The 15,175-nt window shown below is 38.2% G+C and carries 14 protein-coding genes and 1 riboswitch; of the genes, 11 read left to right on the forward strand and 3 right to left on the reverse strand.

What is annotated here, in order from left to right:
- Window positions 1–59: 59 nt before the first annotated feature.
- The 10 genes from J2S17_RS23895 to sufB all read left to right on the forward strand — a co-directional run bounded on the left by J2S17_RS23895 (window position 60) and on the right by sufB (window position 10,323).
- Entirely contained in the window at window positions 60–1,376 is a 1,317-nt protein-coding gene (locus J2S17_RS23895; RefSeq protein WP_307478592.1) for an O-acetylhomoserine aminocarboxypropyltransferase/cysteine synthase family protein, read from the forward strand.
- A 112-nt stretch (window positions 1,377–1,488) separates the two neighbouring features.
- Window positions 1,489–1,590: riboswitch (SAM riboswitch) on the forward strand.
- Between the two features lie 121 nt (window positions 1,591–1,711).
- Window positions 1,712–2,737, forward strand: a complete 1,026-nt coding sequence (locus J2S17_RS23900) for a methionine ABC transporter ATP-binding protein (protein ID WP_307478595.1) — start codon at window positions 1,712–1,714, stop codon at window positions 2,735–2,737.
- Window positions 2,730–3,398, forward strand: coding sequence for a methionine ABC transporter permease (locus J2S17_RS23905; RefSeq protein ID WP_307478598.1), 669 nt, complete (start codon window positions 2,730–2,732; stop codon window positions 3,396–3,398). The genes J2S17_RS23900 and J2S17_RS23905 overlap by 8 nt, the downstream gene beginning before the upstream one ends.
- A 12-nt stretch (window positions 3,399–3,410) precedes the next feature.
- A complete protein-coding gene (locus J2S17_RS23910) occupies window positions 3,411–4,259 on the forward strand; it encodes a MetQ/NlpA family ABC transporter substrate-binding protein (RefSeq protein ID WP_307478601.1) in 849 nt (282 codons plus the stop codon).
- A gap of 327 nt (window positions 4,260–4,586) precedes the next feature.
- Window positions 4,587–4,739 (forward strand): YuzK family famiily protein, encoded by a 153-nt coding sequence (locus J2S17_RS23915; RefSeq protein ID WP_307478604.1) that lies wholly within the window; start codon window positions 4,587–4,589, stop codon window positions 4,737–4,739.
- A 338-nt stretch (window positions 4,740–5,077) separates the two neighbouring features.
- Window positions 5,078–5,860: a Fe-S cluster assembly ATPase SufC gene (gene sufC / locus J2S17_RS23920; protein ID WP_307478607.1), complete on the forward strand. Its 783-nt coding sequence runs from the start codon at window positions 5,078–5,080 to the stop codon at window positions 5,858–5,860.
- Between the two features lie 17 nt (window positions 5,861–5,877).
- Entirely contained in the window at window positions 5,878–7,188 is a 1,311-nt protein-coding gene (gene sufD / locus J2S17_RS23925; protein ID WP_307478610.1) for a Fe-S cluster assembly protein SufD, read from the forward strand.
- Window positions 7,188–8,417 carry a cysteine desulfurase gene (locus J2S17_RS23930; RefSeq protein WP_307478612.1) on the forward strand — a complete coding sequence of 410 codons (1,230 nt, stop codon included), beginning with the start codon at window positions 7,188–7,190 and terminating at the stop codon, window positions 8,415–8,417. The genes sufD and J2S17_RS23930 overlap by 1 nt, the downstream gene beginning before the upstream one ends.
- A complete protein-coding gene (gene sufU / locus J2S17_RS23935) occupies window positions 8,407–8,838 on the forward strand; it encodes a Fe-S cluster assembly sulfur transfer protein SufU (RefSeq protein WP_307478615.1) in 432 nt (143 codons plus the stop codon). Before J2S17_RS23930 ends, sufU begins: the two co-directional genes overlap by 11 nt.
- A gap of 87 nt (window positions 8,839–8,925) precedes the next feature.
- Entirely contained in the window at window positions 8,926–10,323 is a 1,398-nt protein-coding gene (gene sufB, locus J2S17_RS23940) for a Fe-S cluster assembly protein SufB (RefSeq protein ID WP_307478617.1), read from the forward strand.
- An 85-nt stretch (window positions 10,324–10,408) separates the two neighbouring features.
- Here sufB and J2S17_RS23945 read toward each other — a convergent pair whose 3' ends face one another.
- Window positions 10,409–10,798, reverse strand: a complete 390-nt coding sequence (locus tag J2S17_RS23945; protein ID WP_307478620.1) for a tyrosine-type recombinase/integrase — start codon at window positions 10,796–10,798, stop codon at window positions 10,409–10,411.
- 338 nt (window positions 10,799–11,136) lie between these two features.
- Window positions 11,137–12,321: an MFS transporter gene (locus J2S17_RS23950; RefSeq protein ID WP_307478622.1), complete on the reverse strand. Its 1,185-nt coding sequence runs from the start codon at window positions 12,319–12,321 to the stop codon at window positions 11,137–11,139.
- A 156-nt stretch (window positions 12,322–12,477) separates the two neighbouring features.
- Between J2S17_RS23950 and J2S17_RS23955 the strand changes: the two genes are divergently transcribed.
- Window positions 12,478–13,071: a TetR/AcrR family transcriptional regulator gene (locus J2S17_RS23955; RefSeq protein WP_307478624.1), complete on the forward strand. Its 594-nt coding sequence runs from the start codon at window positions 12,478–12,480 to the stop codon at window positions 13,069–13,071.
- 707 nt (window positions 13,072–13,778) lie between these two features.
- On the opposite strand, the gene J2S17_RS23960 is transcribed toward J2S17_RS23955, so the two are convergent.
- Complete coding sequence (locus J2S17_RS23960; protein ID WP_307478626.1) at window positions 13,779–15,083, reverse strand: lysine N(6)-hydroxylase/L-ornithine N(5)-oxygenase family protein; 1,305 nt, start codon at window positions 15,081–15,083, stop codon at window positions 13,779–13,781.
- Window positions 15,084–15,175 lie beyond the last annotated feature (92 nt).

Raw genomic sequence — 15,175 nt, forward strand, 5'->3', positions numbered from 1 at the left:
CTTGATGAAGAGGGCTTTTAAGTCTTTTCTTTTCAACTATTAGAAAGGAGAGATGTAAGATGTCAGAAAAACAGAAAAGTTTACGATTTGAAACAATTGGTGTTCATGGAGGGTTGAAGCCTGATCCAGTTACGGGAGCAAGGGCTGTACCTATCTATCAAAATAATGCTTATCAATTTAAAAACACCGAGCATGCAGCGAACCTATTTGGATTAAAAGAGGAAGGTTATATCTATTCCAGGATACATAACCCTACTGTGACGGTTTTTGAAGAAAGGGTTTCGTTGCTAGAAGGTGGTTCAGGTGCTTTAGCTGTTTCAAGCGGTCAGGCTGCCATTACCTTATCATTGTTAAATATCACCCAAGCAGGTGATGAAATAGTGGCTGCAGCCAATTTGTATGGAGGGACTTATAATCTTTTCACGGTGACACTTCCAAGGTATGGAATCGTTGTAAAGCTTGTAGATCCTAGTGATCCGAAGAATTTTGAAGAGGCAATAACTGAGAAAACCAAAGCCGTTTTCGCAGAAACAATTGGGAATCCGAGTTTAAAGGTATTGGATATTGAGGCAGTTGCAAAGGTAGCTCATAATCATGGGATACCATTAATAGTTGATAATACTTTTGCAACTCCATACTTGTGCCGACCAATTGAACATGGAGCAGATATTGTTGTTCACTCAGCTACAAAGTGGTTGTTAGGGAATGGAACAACAATGGGAGGTATTATTGTAGATGGTGGAAAGTTTGATTGGAAGTCACCAAAATTTCCAGGATTAAATGATCCGGATGCAAGCTATCATGATATCGTTTATAGCGAAGCGCTTGGTCCTGTTGCTTATATTACCAAGGCGCGTGTTCAATTGCTGAGAGACTTAGGTCCATCTTTAAGTGCTCAAAATGCATTTCAGTTTACCCTTGGATTAGAAACCTTGCATGTGAGAATGAAGGAACATATAGCAAATACGAAGAAAGTAGTTGAGTATCTAAAAGGTCATCCAGCAGTTGACTGGGTGTTATATCCTGGTGATGATCGCCATCCAGATAAAAACCTGGCAGATAAATATTTCCCTAAAGGTGCAGGAGCTGTTGTAGTATTTGGTATTGAAGGCGGCAGGGAGTCCGGAGCGAAGTTAATTAATCAAGTTGAACTTTGGGCCCATGTAGCGAATGTCGGTGATGCGAAAAGCTTAATTATTCACCCTGCTAGTACTACGCACCAGCAGCTTGATGAAGCGGGTTTAAAATCAGCGGGTGTTCCAGAAGATCTTATCCGCCTATCTGTTGGTATAGAAAATGTGGATGATTTAATAGAAGACCTTGAGCAAGCAATTGAAGCAGCGACTGGAAAGAACTCTTTAAAAGCGAGCGTGTAATAACAGCTGTTTTTATAAGTAAAAATGTAATTAGTATAATTGACACTTTCTTCTTATCCATGATAATATAGCACGAGTATATACAATTAAAATGAAATTAAATATAGATTTACTCTTATTAAGAGTGGTGGAGGGAAGTGCCCTATGAAGCCCGGCAACCGTCATTTATGAAATGGTGCCAATTCACTCAAAGCATAGCTTTGACAAATGAGAGAAAGGAATTAAGCATACATACCTTTCTGCTCATTGCAGAAAGGTATTTTTTGTTTTTTTGGAAACGCTAATGATAGCTATTCCGTTTTGTGCTTTATGGATAGAAGAGGTGAATAAGGAAATTGATTTCAATAAAAAATGTAAAGAAAATATTTTCAACTAAATCTGGTCAAGTCCGTGCGGTTGATGATGTCAACCTAGATATCGCTGAAGGCGAAATCTTCGGTGTGATTGGCTACAGCGGTGCAGGGAAAAGTACGCTCATCCGGATGTTAAATGGATTGGAGCTGCCGTCTGAAGGTCAAGTACTTGTTGCGGATAATGAAGTATCAAGTATTAAAGGAAGTAAACTGAGAAAGGCAAGGCAGGAAATTAGCATGATATTTCAGCATTTTAATCTGCTTTGGTCAAGAACAGTTCAAGAAAACATCTCATTTCCACTTGAAATAGCAGGAGTGGATAAAAGTGAAAGGCTTAAAAAGGTAAATGAATTAATTAAACTTGTTGGTTTGGATGGCAGGGAAGATGCCTACCCATCACAGTTGAGCGGAGGACAAAAGCAGCGTGTGGGTATTGCCAGAGCGCTTGCTAATAATCCTAAGGTGCTTTTATGTGATGAGGCGACATCTGCACTTGATCCGCAAACGACAGACTCTATTTTAGAGCTGCTTGTAGATATTAATGAAAGACTTGGCTTAACGATTGTACTAATCACCCACGAGATGCATGTGATTCGAAAAATTTGTCATCGTGTAGCAGTGATGGAGGATGGGAAGATCGTTGAATTGGGTAAAGTTCTGGATGTCTTTAAAAAGCCCCAAGCTGAGATTACGAAACGATTTGTCCAACAGGTTACAGAACCTGAGGAAACAAAAGAGACTGTTCAGCATTTAGTGGATTTATATCCGAACGGACAAATTGTGCAGCTTGCCTTTGTGGGAGACTCAGCAGAGCAGCCTCTTATTACTAATTTAATTCGAAATTATCAAGTCACTGTGAATGTATTGCAAGGGAAAATCTCGCAAACACATAGCGGTTCTTATGGGACATTGTTCATCCATGTGGATGGGGAAAAGGATGAGGTTGCTAAAGCAATTGAGTTTATCCATTCTGAGAATGTCGGAGTGGAGGTGATTTCCCATGATTAATGAATCGCTGCCAAATGTGAAGTGGGAGTCCATGTGGGAAGCGACTAGAGAAACACTTTATATGACAAGTATATCTGTTGTTGCTACCTTCATTTTAGGAATTATATTAGGTCTATTGCTTTTCTTGACATCAAAAGGTAATATATGGGAAAATCCGGTGATTAATAAAGTAATTGCCGCCTTTGTCAATGTATTTAGATCGATACCATTCTTAATTTTAATTGTTCTCTTAATTCCTTTTACTAAGCTTATAATGGGCACAATGATTGGACAAAATGCTGCATTGCCGGCTCTTATAATCGGAGCAGCACCGTTTTATGCGCGCATGGTGGAAATCGGCCTTCGTGAAATTGATAAAGGTGTCATTGAAGCAGCGAAATCGATGGGTGCAAGAACGAGTACAATCATTTGGAAGGTGCTTATTCCAGAATCGATGCCAGCACTTGTATCTGGTATTACAGTTACAGCCATTGCGCTAGTTGGCTACACGGCTATGGCTGGGGTCATTGGAGCGGGTGGACTCGGAAATCTTGCCTATCTCGAAGGTTTCCAAAGAAGCCGTAACGATGTCGTTTTAGTTGCAACAGTGATTATTCTTATCATCGTTTTTATCATTCAATTTATTGGAGACATTATCACATCAAAATTAGATAAAAGATAGGGGAGATTTATGATGAAAAAATGGTTATCAGCGCTTTTAATCGTAGCAGTAGCATTATTTATTGCAGCTTGCGGCACATCTGACGAGAATGACAATGGTAGTGGTGATGGAGAGGGATCATCTGAAACGACTACATTAAAAATTGGTGCTTCGAATGTTCCACATGCAGAAATTTTAAATGAAGCAAAGCCGCTTCTTGAAGAAAAAGGCATTGAACTTAATATCACTACATTCCAAGATTATGTATTGCCAAATCAAGCGCTTGAATCAAAAGATATCGATGCGAACTATTTCCAGCACATCCCTTACCTGGAGTCACAAAAGGCTGAACATGGATATGATTTCACCAATGCAGGCGGTATTCATATTGAACCAATCGGCGTATATTCAGAAAAATATGAGAGCTTAGACGATCTGCCAGAGGGCGCCACGATTATTATGAGTAATTCTATTCCAGACCACGGACGTATTTTAACAATGCTTGAAAAAGAAAAATTAATCACATTAAATCCGGATGTTGAAAAAACGGAAGCAACTTTAGAAGATATTAAAGACAATCCAAAGAAATTAAAATTTGATACAGAATATGAAGCTTCACTTCTTCCACAAATTTTCAATAATGGCGAAGGGGACGCTGTTCTAATCAATTCGAACTACGCAATTGATGCCGGGTTAAATCCACTTGAAGATGCTATTGCTATTGAAGCGGAAGAATCTCCATATGTAAATGTGATTGCCGTACGCAGTGGCGATGAAAATAAAGAAGAAATTAAAGCTTTATTGGAAGTGCTGCATTCTAAAGAAATACAAGATTTCATTCTTGAGCAATATAAAGGTGCGGTAGTGCCAGTTAACAAATAAGGTTTAGAAGACTCCTCCGAATAAAGGAAGAGTCTTTTTTTTTAAGTATTCTGTCCAAGTACAATGATTAAAATCAGAATATTTATTCAAATTGTGAGCATCACTGAATAAACAAGAGGATGCAGGCTGAATTGTAAGAATGGCAGAGCAGCAATCGATATGTGAATGGAGTTGCTTATATAAGGATGGAAATGAGGTTTTATCGATGTTGTTTAGGGTATATTCCTAATGATACGATTATTAACGTATTAAATACTTCGCAGAAAGCGAAAAATTTGAAAGGATTGGTTCATTATTAGTCAGCTACAGCTGAATTACACAAGTGAAATGGAAAAGGCTATGCACGGTGCTTATGGAGTAGGTTATGAAACGTATAGTCGGAAACAAGATGTGAGGATGCGAGTAGAGCAAAAGCGTGAAGAGGATTATTTGAAAAGTCAACGAATGGTTGCTGATCTAGACAGAAAGGTACATTCATAAATATTGAAAATGAATAAAGGTAATTGGCCAATACAGGCCGATTGCCTTTTTTAATTTTACTACTGTGCTCCATTACATAAATTGGCATTTTAAGGGAAGAAATAATTAAGTGCTGATATCAAGAACAAGTACAGAAAAAAGGGTTATAATATATAAGGAATGCAGTTTACAACATTGTCATAGTGGAAATATAGTCTAATGTGGTTAAAGAGTTGATATCACTTTTAATTTGTTATAAGATTGTAATGAGAATAAAGTGAGAATAAAACTAAGAAATAGAGACTTTTCGGCATATGCTGATGGATACAAATCTTTTTTATTGACGGAGGTATTATGATATGGCATCAACACTAACAATTAAAGACCTTCATGTAGCAATCGAAGGTAAAGAGATTTTAAAAGGTGTAAACCTTGAAATAAAAGGTGGAGAGATCCACGCAATCATGGGTCCTAACGGAACGGGTAAATCAACTTTATCTTCCGCTATTATGGGCCACCCTAAGTATGAAGTAACTCAAGGAAGCGTTACTTTAGACGGCAAAGATGTGCTTGAAATGGAAGTCGACGAACGTGCTCGTGCGGGTCTATTCCTAGCTATGCAATATCCAAGTGAAATCAGTGGCGTGACCAATGCCGACTTTTTGCGTTCGGCTATTAACAGCCGCCGTGAAGAAGGTGAAGAGATTTCACTTATGAAGTTCATTCGTAAAATGGACAGCAAAATGGAATATCTTGAAATGGACCTAAATATGGCTCAACGTTATTTAAACGAAGGATTCTCTGGCGGAGAGAAAAAACGCAATGAAATCCTGCAAATGATGATGATTGAACCAAAATTCGCTATCCTAGATGAAATTGACTCAGGTTTAGATATTGATGCACTAAAAGTTGTTTCAAAAGGAATCAATGAAATGCGCGGAGAAGAGTTCGGCTGCTTAATCATCACTCACTATCAACGCCTGCTTAACTATATTACTCCTGACCATGTGCATGTTATGATGCAAGGTCGCGTTGTAAAATCTGGCGGTCCAGAATTAGCTCAGCGATTAGAAGCTGAAGGATATGACTGGATTAAACAAGAACTTGGTATTGAAGACGAAACAGTTGGGCAAGAAGCGTAAGCGTTAGGAGGATCACTATGTCAACAGAAACGAAGTTACCATTTGACAAGGAATATGTAAATTCCTTCTCAAAAGAAATGGGCGAGCCGGCATGGATGACTGAGCTCCGTGTAAATGCACTTGATCAAGCGGAAAGCTTACCGATGCCTAGGCCGGATAAAACAAATATAACAAAGTGGAATTTCACGAAATTTGAAAAGCATATCGTTGCAAGCGATGATTATGCTTCATTAAATGACCTTCCAGAAGATGTGAGAAATTTAGTTAATCTTGAATCAGCAGATCAAAACTTATATATTCAGCGTAATAACCGACCAGCTTATATATCTTTATCTAAGGAAGTAATGGATAAAGGGGGTGTTTTCACTGATATTTTCACAGCAGCAAGAGATCATGGAGAACTACTGCAAAAATATTATATGAAAGATGGCGTGAAGGTAGACGAGAATAAATTGACTGCTTTACATGCTGCTTTAGTAAATGGTGGAGTGTTTCTATATGTACCTAAAAATGTGGAAATTACTGAACCTATTCAAGCCGTATTCATTCATGATGATAAAGAAACAAACCTTTTCAATCATGTCCTAGTGGTTGCTGAAGACAATAGCGCGGTCACATATGTTGAAAACTATGTATCAACAGTCGATGAAGCAGAGGGCATTTTCAACATCGTAACTGAGGTAATCGCTAATGCAAATGCGAAAGTGGTTTACGGAGCAGTAGATACCTTAGCAATAGGAACGACAGTCTATGTTAACCGTCGTGGTGTAGCTGGTAGAGACGCACGCATTGAATGGGCACTCGGTTTAATGAACGATGGTAATACAGTTTCAGATAATTTAACAAATCTCGTTGGAGATGGTTCATACGGCGATATTAAAACTGTAGTTGTAGGTCGCGGCAAGCAAACACAAAACTTTACAACAACCGTTGTTCATTTCGGCAAGAACTCTGAGGGTTATATCTTAAAGCATGGTGTAATGAAAGAAGCGGCAACTTCCATCTTCAATGGTATTGGGAAGATTGAGCACGGTGCTTCTAAATCTAATGCTGAACAGGAATCACGCGTACTTATGTTAAGTGAAAAAGCACGCGGAGATGCAAATCCAATTCTTCTTATTGATGAAGATGATGTAACAGCAGGTCACGCCGCTTCAGTCGGTCGTGTAGATCCGCTTCAGCTGTATTACCTAATGAGCCGCGGGGTTTCCCAACAAGAGGCGGAGCGTTTGGTTATTCACGGATTCTTGGCACCAGTGGTAAATGCACTTCCAATCGAAGGCGTTAAAAAGCAATTAACTGCTGTGATTGAAAGGAAAGTAAGATAATGAATGCTCGGGAGATTCGCCAACTGTTTCCAATCCTAGATCAAGAAGTCAATGGCCATCCATTAGTATATTTAGACAGTGGAGCAACCTCTCAAAAACCTAGACAGGTAATTGAGGCAATTGAAAAGTATTATCGTGAGGATAATTCAAATGTCCACAGAGGTGTGCATACACTGGGTACAAGGGCTACTGACGGCTATGAAGGCGCCAGGGAAAAAGTCCGTAAATTTATTAATGCGAAATCAACCGAAGAAATTATCTTTACTAGAGGTACAACTACTAGTCTTAACACAGTGGCTGCAAGCTATGGTAAAGCTAATCTCCATGAAGGGGATGAAATAGTCATCTCCTATATGGAGCACCACAGCAATATCATCCCATGGCAGCAACTGGCTAAGCAAACGGGTGCAACTTTAAAATATTTACCACTTCAAGAGGATGGGACCATTTCTCTTGAGGATGTAAAAGCTACTGTTACGGGTCAAACAAAGATTGTATCAGTAACATTAGTCTCAAATGTACTTGGAGTGATTAATCCGATTAAGGATATCGCTGCAATCGCTCATCAAAATGGCGCCATTATGGTAGTTGACGGCGCACAAGGAACGCCTCACATGAAAGTGGATGTCCAGGATTTAGACTGTGACTTCCTCGGGTTTTCAGGGCATAAGATGTGCGGACCAACCGGCATCGGCGTATTATATGGAAAAAAACAACTGTTAGAAAACATGGAGCCAATTGAGTTCGGCGGAGAAATGATTGATTTTGTCGGATTATATGAATCTACCTGGAAGGAACTTCCTTGGAAATTTGAGGGCGGGACTCCAATTATTGCAAGTGCCATTGGGTTAGGCGCTGCAATTGACTTTTTAGAGGAAATTGGCCTTAATGAAATAGAAGCGCATGAGCATAAGCTTGCTGCTTATGCCATGGAAAGACTATCTGAAGTAGAAGGCATGACAATTTTCGGGCCGAAGACGGCTAACAATCGTGCGGGCATAGTTACATTTAACCTTGATGATGTTCACCCACACGATGTAGCAACCGTCCTAGACGCTGAAGGAATTGCCGTTCGTGCAGGCCATCACTGCGCTCAGCCATTAATGAAATGGTTGAAGCAGTCGGCTACAGCAAGAGCAAGCTTCTACTTATATAACACGGAAGAAGATATAGATAAGCTTACACAAGGGCTTATTAAAACAAAGGAGTATTTCAGCGATGTCTTTTAATAATCTAGATACCCTTTATCGTCAAGTCATCATGGATCATTACAAGAACCCTAGAAATAAAGGGGTTCTTGAGGATGATAGTCTAACAATCAATATGAATAATCCCACTTGTGGTGATCGCATTCAATTGACGTTACAGCTTGAAGATGGTAAGGTCGCTGATGCCAAGTTCGAAGGAGAAGGCTGTTCTATTTCCATGTCTTCGGCTTCAATGATGACTCAAGCAATAAAAGGTAAAAGTACAGAAGATGCATTAAAAATGGGACATATTTTTTCTGACATGATGCAGGGTAAAGAATATGAGGATGATATTGACCTGGGTGATATCGAAGCACTTCAAGGCGTCTCTCAGTTCCCAGCGAGAATAAAATGTGCAACATTAGCCTGGAAAGCGATGGAAAAAGGCATAAACGAAGGATAAAAGAAGATTTTGCTCGATCTACTTGAGATATAAAATAAATTGATTAGTTGTCTTAATTACTAATCATAAGAATGGAGGAATACGACGATGGCAAAGAAGATGCCTGAAATCGGCGATTATAAATATGGATTTGCCGATAAAGACGTTTCCATTTTCCGCTCAAAACGTGGTTTGACGAAAGAAATAGTTGAAGAAATTTCAAAAATGAAGGAAGAACCGCAATGGATGCTTGACTTCCGTTTGAAATCTTTAGAGCATTTCTATAAGATGCCGATGCCACAATGGGGCGGAGATTTAGCGTCATTAAACTTTGATGAAATTACTTACTATGTAAAGCCTTCTGAAAAAACTGAGCGCTCTTGGGATGAAGTGCCTGAAGAAATTAAACAAACGTTTGATAAATTAGGTATTCCTGAAGCAGAGCAAAAATATTTAGCCGGTGTATCAGCTCAATATGAATCAGAGGTTGTTTACCATAATATGCAGGAAGACCTTGAAGCACAAGGAATCATTTTTAAAGATACTGATTCTGCGCTTCGCGAAAATGAAGATATTTTCCGCGAGCACTGGGCTAAGGTAATTCCTCCAACAGATAACAAATTTTCAGCATTAAACTCTGCGGTTTGGTCTGGTGGATCTTTCATCTATGTACCAAAAGGTATAAAAGTTGATACGCCTTTACAAGCATATTTCCGTATTAACTCTGAGAATATGGGACAATTCGAGCGTACATTAATCATTGTTGATGAAGGGGCACATGTACACTATGTTGAAGGATGTACAGCGCCGGTGTATACAACAAACTCACTTCATAGTGCAGTTGTTGAAATCATCATCAAGAAGGATGCTTATTGCCGTTACACTACTATCCAAAACTGGGCGAACAATGTTTACAACCTAGTTACCAAACGCGCGGTATGTGATGCTAACGCGACTATGGAGTGGATTGACGGTAATATCGGTTCTAAATTAACAATGAAATATCCAGCCGTTATCTTAAAAGGAGAAGGCGCACGTGGTATGACCCTTTCAATTGCATTAGCTGGTAAAGGTCAGCATCAGGATGCAGGTGCAAAAATGCTTCATTTAGCACCAAACACTTCTTCCACAATTGTATCAAAATCAATCTCTAAGCACGGTGGTAAAGTTACTTACCGCGGTATCGTGCAATTCGGACGCAAAGCTGATGGAGCACGTTCAAATATCGAATGTGATACATTAATTATGGATAACCAGTCTACTTCTGATACGATTCCTTACAATGAAATCATGAATGACAATATTTCATTAGAGCACGAAGCAAAGGTATCTAAGGTATCTGAAGAACAATTATTCTACCTCATGAGCCGTGGGATTTCTGAAGAAGAAGCGACAGAAATGATCGTAATGGGCTTCATTGAGCCATTCACAAAAGAACTTCCAATGGAATATGCAGTAGAAATGAACCGTCTAATCAAGTTCGAGATGGAAGGTTCAATCGGGTAATAAGCTAAAACCTTCATTTGTAACGGGTTTTGGATAGAATTATATATGAGGATTTTGAAGCGTGCCGATTTTGTGCCGATTTAGATTACCTTTTAGTGTAGGAGGCGAACTTTTCTAGTTCGTCTTCTTCTATTTTATTAGTAACATCTAAGTAGGTGCTAGAAGTAATGTCTGTTGATTTATGTCCTAGCCATTTGGATACATATAATAAGCTTGCACCCGCTTCTAATAGTAATACTGCATGAGTATGTCTAAATCCATGAGTACCTTTATTTGAAACACCTGCACTTGTACAGTGACCTTTTATGACTTCTCTAACCACAGATGGCGTTAAGTAGTTACCCAAAGGGTTTTGAAAAATGATATTATCATCGCTCGGCTTAAATGTATGGTACTTTGAAATTAATTTATACTGTAATGATTTAAACTGATCTAATTCTTCAACTAGGTCAGGGTTCTTACCTATTGAATACAATGTGTGTCGTTACCAATGAGGACTAAAGAAAATGGCCCCGGTACAATACGGGACACCTATTAGCTGTTTAGGCACTTTTTTATACTGTCCGAAGAATGGGGCATAGTTCATTTTAAAGCTTTGGTACTTATTTATTTGTATCAATAAAACTTCATTTCAACGATAGGATTTATGGGTACCGTGGACATTGCTACATTATAACCTTACCTTTTTAAAAAGATTAATTTTATTTTCATGTGAATTTATATTTATATTATAATAAAAGGCTTCAGCTTCATTCAAATAAAAAACCCGACTACTTTGTCTACAACAATTCTAGTCGGGTTTATATAAATAGACTATTGTTTTACGAAAGCATGCTTTTTGTTAGAGGTGACGATAACAATCGCTAAAATGGTAAGTATAAAAATAGCTAGTGGGAAAGAATTGCTTCCAAATGAGTCTAATAAAATACCTCCTATAATACCTCCACCTGCAATAGCTGCATTCCAAACGGTGGTATTCATGGACATTGCGATGTCTACATTATTTTCTCCTACTGATTGAGCTAGCGCAGTTTGCAATAAAGTTGCAGCACCACCAAATGTTATTCCCCATAGTGCAATACCAACGAAAATACTGGCTGGATATCCACCCATGAATTGGAATAACAAAGTAGTCAATGAGAAACCAATTAGACTTAATAAGATAAGTAGTCGAAGCTTTTTATCAATAAGAACTCCAGTAATCCATATACCAATAAGTGAAAGACCACCGAAGATAAATAATGAGATACCCACTTTTGAACCTAAGTTCATTTCTACAAGAAATGGTGCAATATATGTGTATAAGATGTTATGAGCAATCATCCATAGGAGAACAACAGATAAAATAGGACGTACTCCAGAAATGGTGAACACTTTATAAATACTTACCCGATTTCCACTTGAATTACCAGGGAAGTCAGGAACTTTAGCTATAATCCATATGATTAAGATAAAAGCTAATATCGACATTATTATAAAAACAGGTCTCCAACCTAAGGATTCTCCTAAAATAGTACCAATCGGTACCCCTAAACTAAGAGCTATAGGTGTTCCCACCATAGCTATTGCTGTAGCTCGACCTTTTAATTCTTGGGGAACCATCCTTCTTGCATATCCAGTTAGCATGCTCCAGACAATTCCAGCTCCTACACCTGCAAAAAAGCGAGCAACTAAAGTTAAAGTGTAATTTGAAGATAAGGCTGTAACAGTATTAAATATAAAAAACAGTCCAATTGCAAAAAGAAGTAGTGGTTTTCTCTTCCAGCTTTGGGTTGCAAATGTGACCGGTATAGCGGCTACAAGTGATCCAATTGCATATAAGGTAACTAACTGTCCTGCAAGTGAAGTAGAAACACTTAATCCATTACTAATGTGAGGAAGTAAACCGGCTGGAACAGTCTCAGTCATTATACAGATAAAACCAGCCATTGAAAGTGCCAATAAACTAAGCCATGGCAATTTAGGGTTAGAATCTTGAGTGTGGCTAATAACAGACATTCTAATAGATCTCCTTTTTGTAATTTTATGTTTTTAGTCTAAGGCTCCTTTCAATATATATGGATTGATCAATCCATATATTATTCTATTTTTTTATGGTTGTCAATTATTTATGGATCAATTAGTATATAAGTAAGCATTCAAGGAGGTGGGCGTATGGCTCGAACAGGACGACCACGTGTATTTGACAAAGAATTAGCAATTTCTAAAGCGATGGTTTTATATTGGGAGCAAGGTTTTGAATCTACGTCTCTTACACAGCTTAAAGAAGCGATGGGCATATCATCAGCAAGTTTTTATGCAGCATTCGGTTCTAAAGAGAACCTGTTCAAAGAAGTTATTGATCGTTATAACACTTCTTATGGTAAAGTGACTGATTGTTTAGCTGACACGTCGATTAAATCTAAAGTAGCAATAGAAAAAGCTTTAAGACAGACAGCCAAAATGCAGACAGATTCTAGCCATCCTTCTGGTTGTATGTTGGTATTATCAGCAAATGTTTGTTCAGAAAAAAATAATCATGTACGTGATATTGTCTTTAAAGAACGTTCCTTAGTTAGGATCAATTTAGAAGATTGTATAATAAGAGGGCAAGAAAACGGAGAGATAACTAGAGAAATAAGGTCAGATGTTTTGTGCACGATGATAGAAGCTTTTATGTATGGAATTTCTACACAGGCAAGAGATGGAATAAGTTATATATCAATTGACCAAGCTATAACACAAATTATGAAAACTTGTGAAATTTAATTAAGTGGGTTTTATTACCAGTCGACTTCACGGAGGAACGAATAATTTTGTATGTATTCTAGATAATATTCTTGTTTTATAGTAGGGTTAAATTCATAAAAGGTCTCAGAGTGGTGAAGTAAATGGTATGTTGAGGTTCACCATATCTTCACCACGCGTTTTATTAGTGACTGATATTGAGTGAAGAACGTGTAACTGTTTGCAACGAAAACAAGTGATTGTTAGTTTTAACACCGATCCACGGAATTGAGGGCTTAGTGAGGTTAAACTCGTGGAGGTTCGAATTCTCTCAATCGTAATTATTTGACACGGATATTCATAAAAAATACAATTTGTTTGTGCCGACTAAAGTTAATAAACTATCATATATTTTGAAGTGAGTATAATGATTCCCCTGAAAGAATAAGAATTTCAGATAATTTTGATACACTCTGAAATCCCAATTTATTAAGTTCGAGATGGAAGGTTCAATCGGTTAATAGATACGAAAGAGACGAACTATAAAGGTTCGTCTCTTTTTTTGTTTTTTCAAGTCAAATTGAATTAGAAGGAAAAAAGGTTCGATTAAAGATTAGGCGAGACCAGTAACACATATAATCCAGGATAGAGCAGAACTTGAATAGTTAGCCATTGCGGCTCTAAGTATTTTTAGAGGACGTGCCATCCACCTGCCTAATAAGAGTAGGGTCAGTGCATTCCCTTTTAAATCATTCATCTTGTGAAAATTGTTGAAATACTGACCGCTCAGGAATAGGGTATATCGTCTTCCCTGCCAATGAGTTAATGATCTTTTGATTCCTCAATACTGACAAACCTAAATTTGTTGCACTGGCGCCATGAGTGTGCTCGAGGTTAGTGAGCGTATAAATGCGATTTTTTTGTTCCTTTTTAAAAGCAATATAATAATCCTCTGTTACCTTGAAACGTTTTTCAGCCTCCCAAATAATATCGTCAGCGAATCGAGATATCCACTCTGGAATCGCGGGTTTATATCCCGTAGCCAAGACGATTTTGTCTGAGATATGCTTAAACTCTTTATCCATCTGCCACTGGCGCAAGCTTAATTGATATCCGTCATCGTGCTTTGTAACGTGATTCGCCTCGGTTAGTGGCTGGATGGTCACTGATAGCTCTTCGCTTGGAATGGAACGATGGTATAATAGCTCGTAAATTTTCTTCAGCATTTCTGGATCAATCCCATTTCTCACCTGGTGCAGTCCATCTAAAGCCTCAAGTCGGTTGGGGAAATCAAGTTGATGGAAGTAATCAATGTATTCTGGAGAAAAGAATTCCCGACCTAATTTGGCATCTTCTTTTTGGAATATGCCAGTGGAGCGGGTAAACCATGATAATGAGTAGCCACGCTTTTTTTGATCCTGTAATAAATCATAAAATATTTCAGCTGCACTTTGCCCTGATCCAATTACAGTCACTGATTTTCCGTCTTTAATTGCCACTTCTTGATCTAAATACATGCTTGTGTGAACCACATCGCTTTTCGGCCAGTCATGATCGAGATCGGATGGTATCATAGGAACACTGCCTGTTCCGAGGATAATATGTTTTGAGTGGAAAATTGAGGTTTCATCATTATCCAATGACCTTACCTTCACCTCAAATGTCCCATCTTTCAATTGTTTAACATCTTCGACTCTTTTACTAAAATGACATGAGGATAGTTGTTGAGAAGCCCAGTGGCAATAATCACTATATTCGCGTCTTGGAATGGCAAAGCGATTAAAAAAATAAAAAGCATACAACCGTTCATGCTTATGTAAGTAATTTAAAAAAGTAAAAGGGCTTGTGGGGTCAGCAAATGTTACTAAATCAGCAAGGAAGGGTGACTGCAAATCAGTTCCTTCAATAAGCATCCCTGGATGCCATATGAATTTTTCTTCCTGTTCAAAAAAGATTCCATTAATAGAATCGATCGGGTCAGCCAGTGCTGCAAGACTTAGATTAAATGGACCAATTCCGATACCGATAAAGTCGTATACTTTCATTTTAGTCATTTTGATTTTTCCCTTCTAAAAATAATCCTCTAGTATTTTTCTTTTAATCTTTTTAATTTCCCGTATCCGATGGGTTTCTAAACATCCATTCG

Source organism: Cytobacillus purgationiresistens (genome assembly GCF_030813235.1).
Classification (GTDB): domain Bacteria; phylum Bacillota; class Bacilli; order Bacillales; family Cytobacillaceae; genus Cytobacillus; species Cytobacillus purgationiresistens.

Coding starts and splice junctions, on each gene's coding strand:
- J2S17_RS23895 (WP_307478592.1), top strand. CDS start 60: ATGTCAGAAAAACAGAAAAGTTTACGATTTGAAACAATTGGTGTTCAT.
- J2S17_RS23905 (WP_307478598.1), top strand. CDS start 2,730: ATGATTAATGAATCGCTGCCAAATGTGAAGTGGGAGTCCATGTGGGAA.
- J2S17_RS23910 (WP_307478601.1), top strand. CDS start 3,411: ATGAAAAAATGGTTATCAGCGCTTTTAATCGTAGCAGTAGCATTATTT.
- J2S17_RS23915 (WP_307478604.1), top strand. CDS start 4,587: ATGGAAAAGGCTATGCACGGTGCTTATGGAGTAGGTTATGAAACGTAT.
- sufC (WP_307478607.1), top strand. CDS start 5,078: ATGGCATCAACACTAACAATTAAAGACCTTCATGTAGCAATCGAAGGT.
- sufD (WP_307478610.1), top strand. CDS start 5,878: ATGTCAACAGAAACGAAGTTACCATTTGACAAGGAATATGTAAATTCC.
- J2S17_RS23930 (WP_307478612.1), top strand. CDS start 7,188: ATGAATGCTCGGGAGATTCGCCAACTGTTTCCAATCCTAGATCAAGAA.
- sufU (WP_307478615.1), top strand. CDS start 8,407: ATGTCTTTTAATAATCTAGATACCCTTTATCGTCAAGTCATCATGGAT.
- sufB (WP_307478617.1), top strand. CDS start 8,926: ATGGCAAAGAAGATGCCTGAAATCGGCGATTATAAATATGGATTTGCC.
- J2S17_RS23950 (WP_307478622.1), bottom strand. CDS start 12,321: ATGTCTGTTATTAGCCACACTCAAGATTCTAACCCTAAATTGCCATGG.
- J2S17_RS23955 (WP_307478624.1), top strand. CDS start 12,478: ATGGCTCGAACAGGACGACCACGTGTATTTGACAAAGAATTAGCAATT.
- J2S17_RS23960 (WP_307478626.1), bottom strand. CDS start 15,083: ATGACTAAAATGAAAGTATACGACTTTATCGGTATCGGAATTGGTCCA.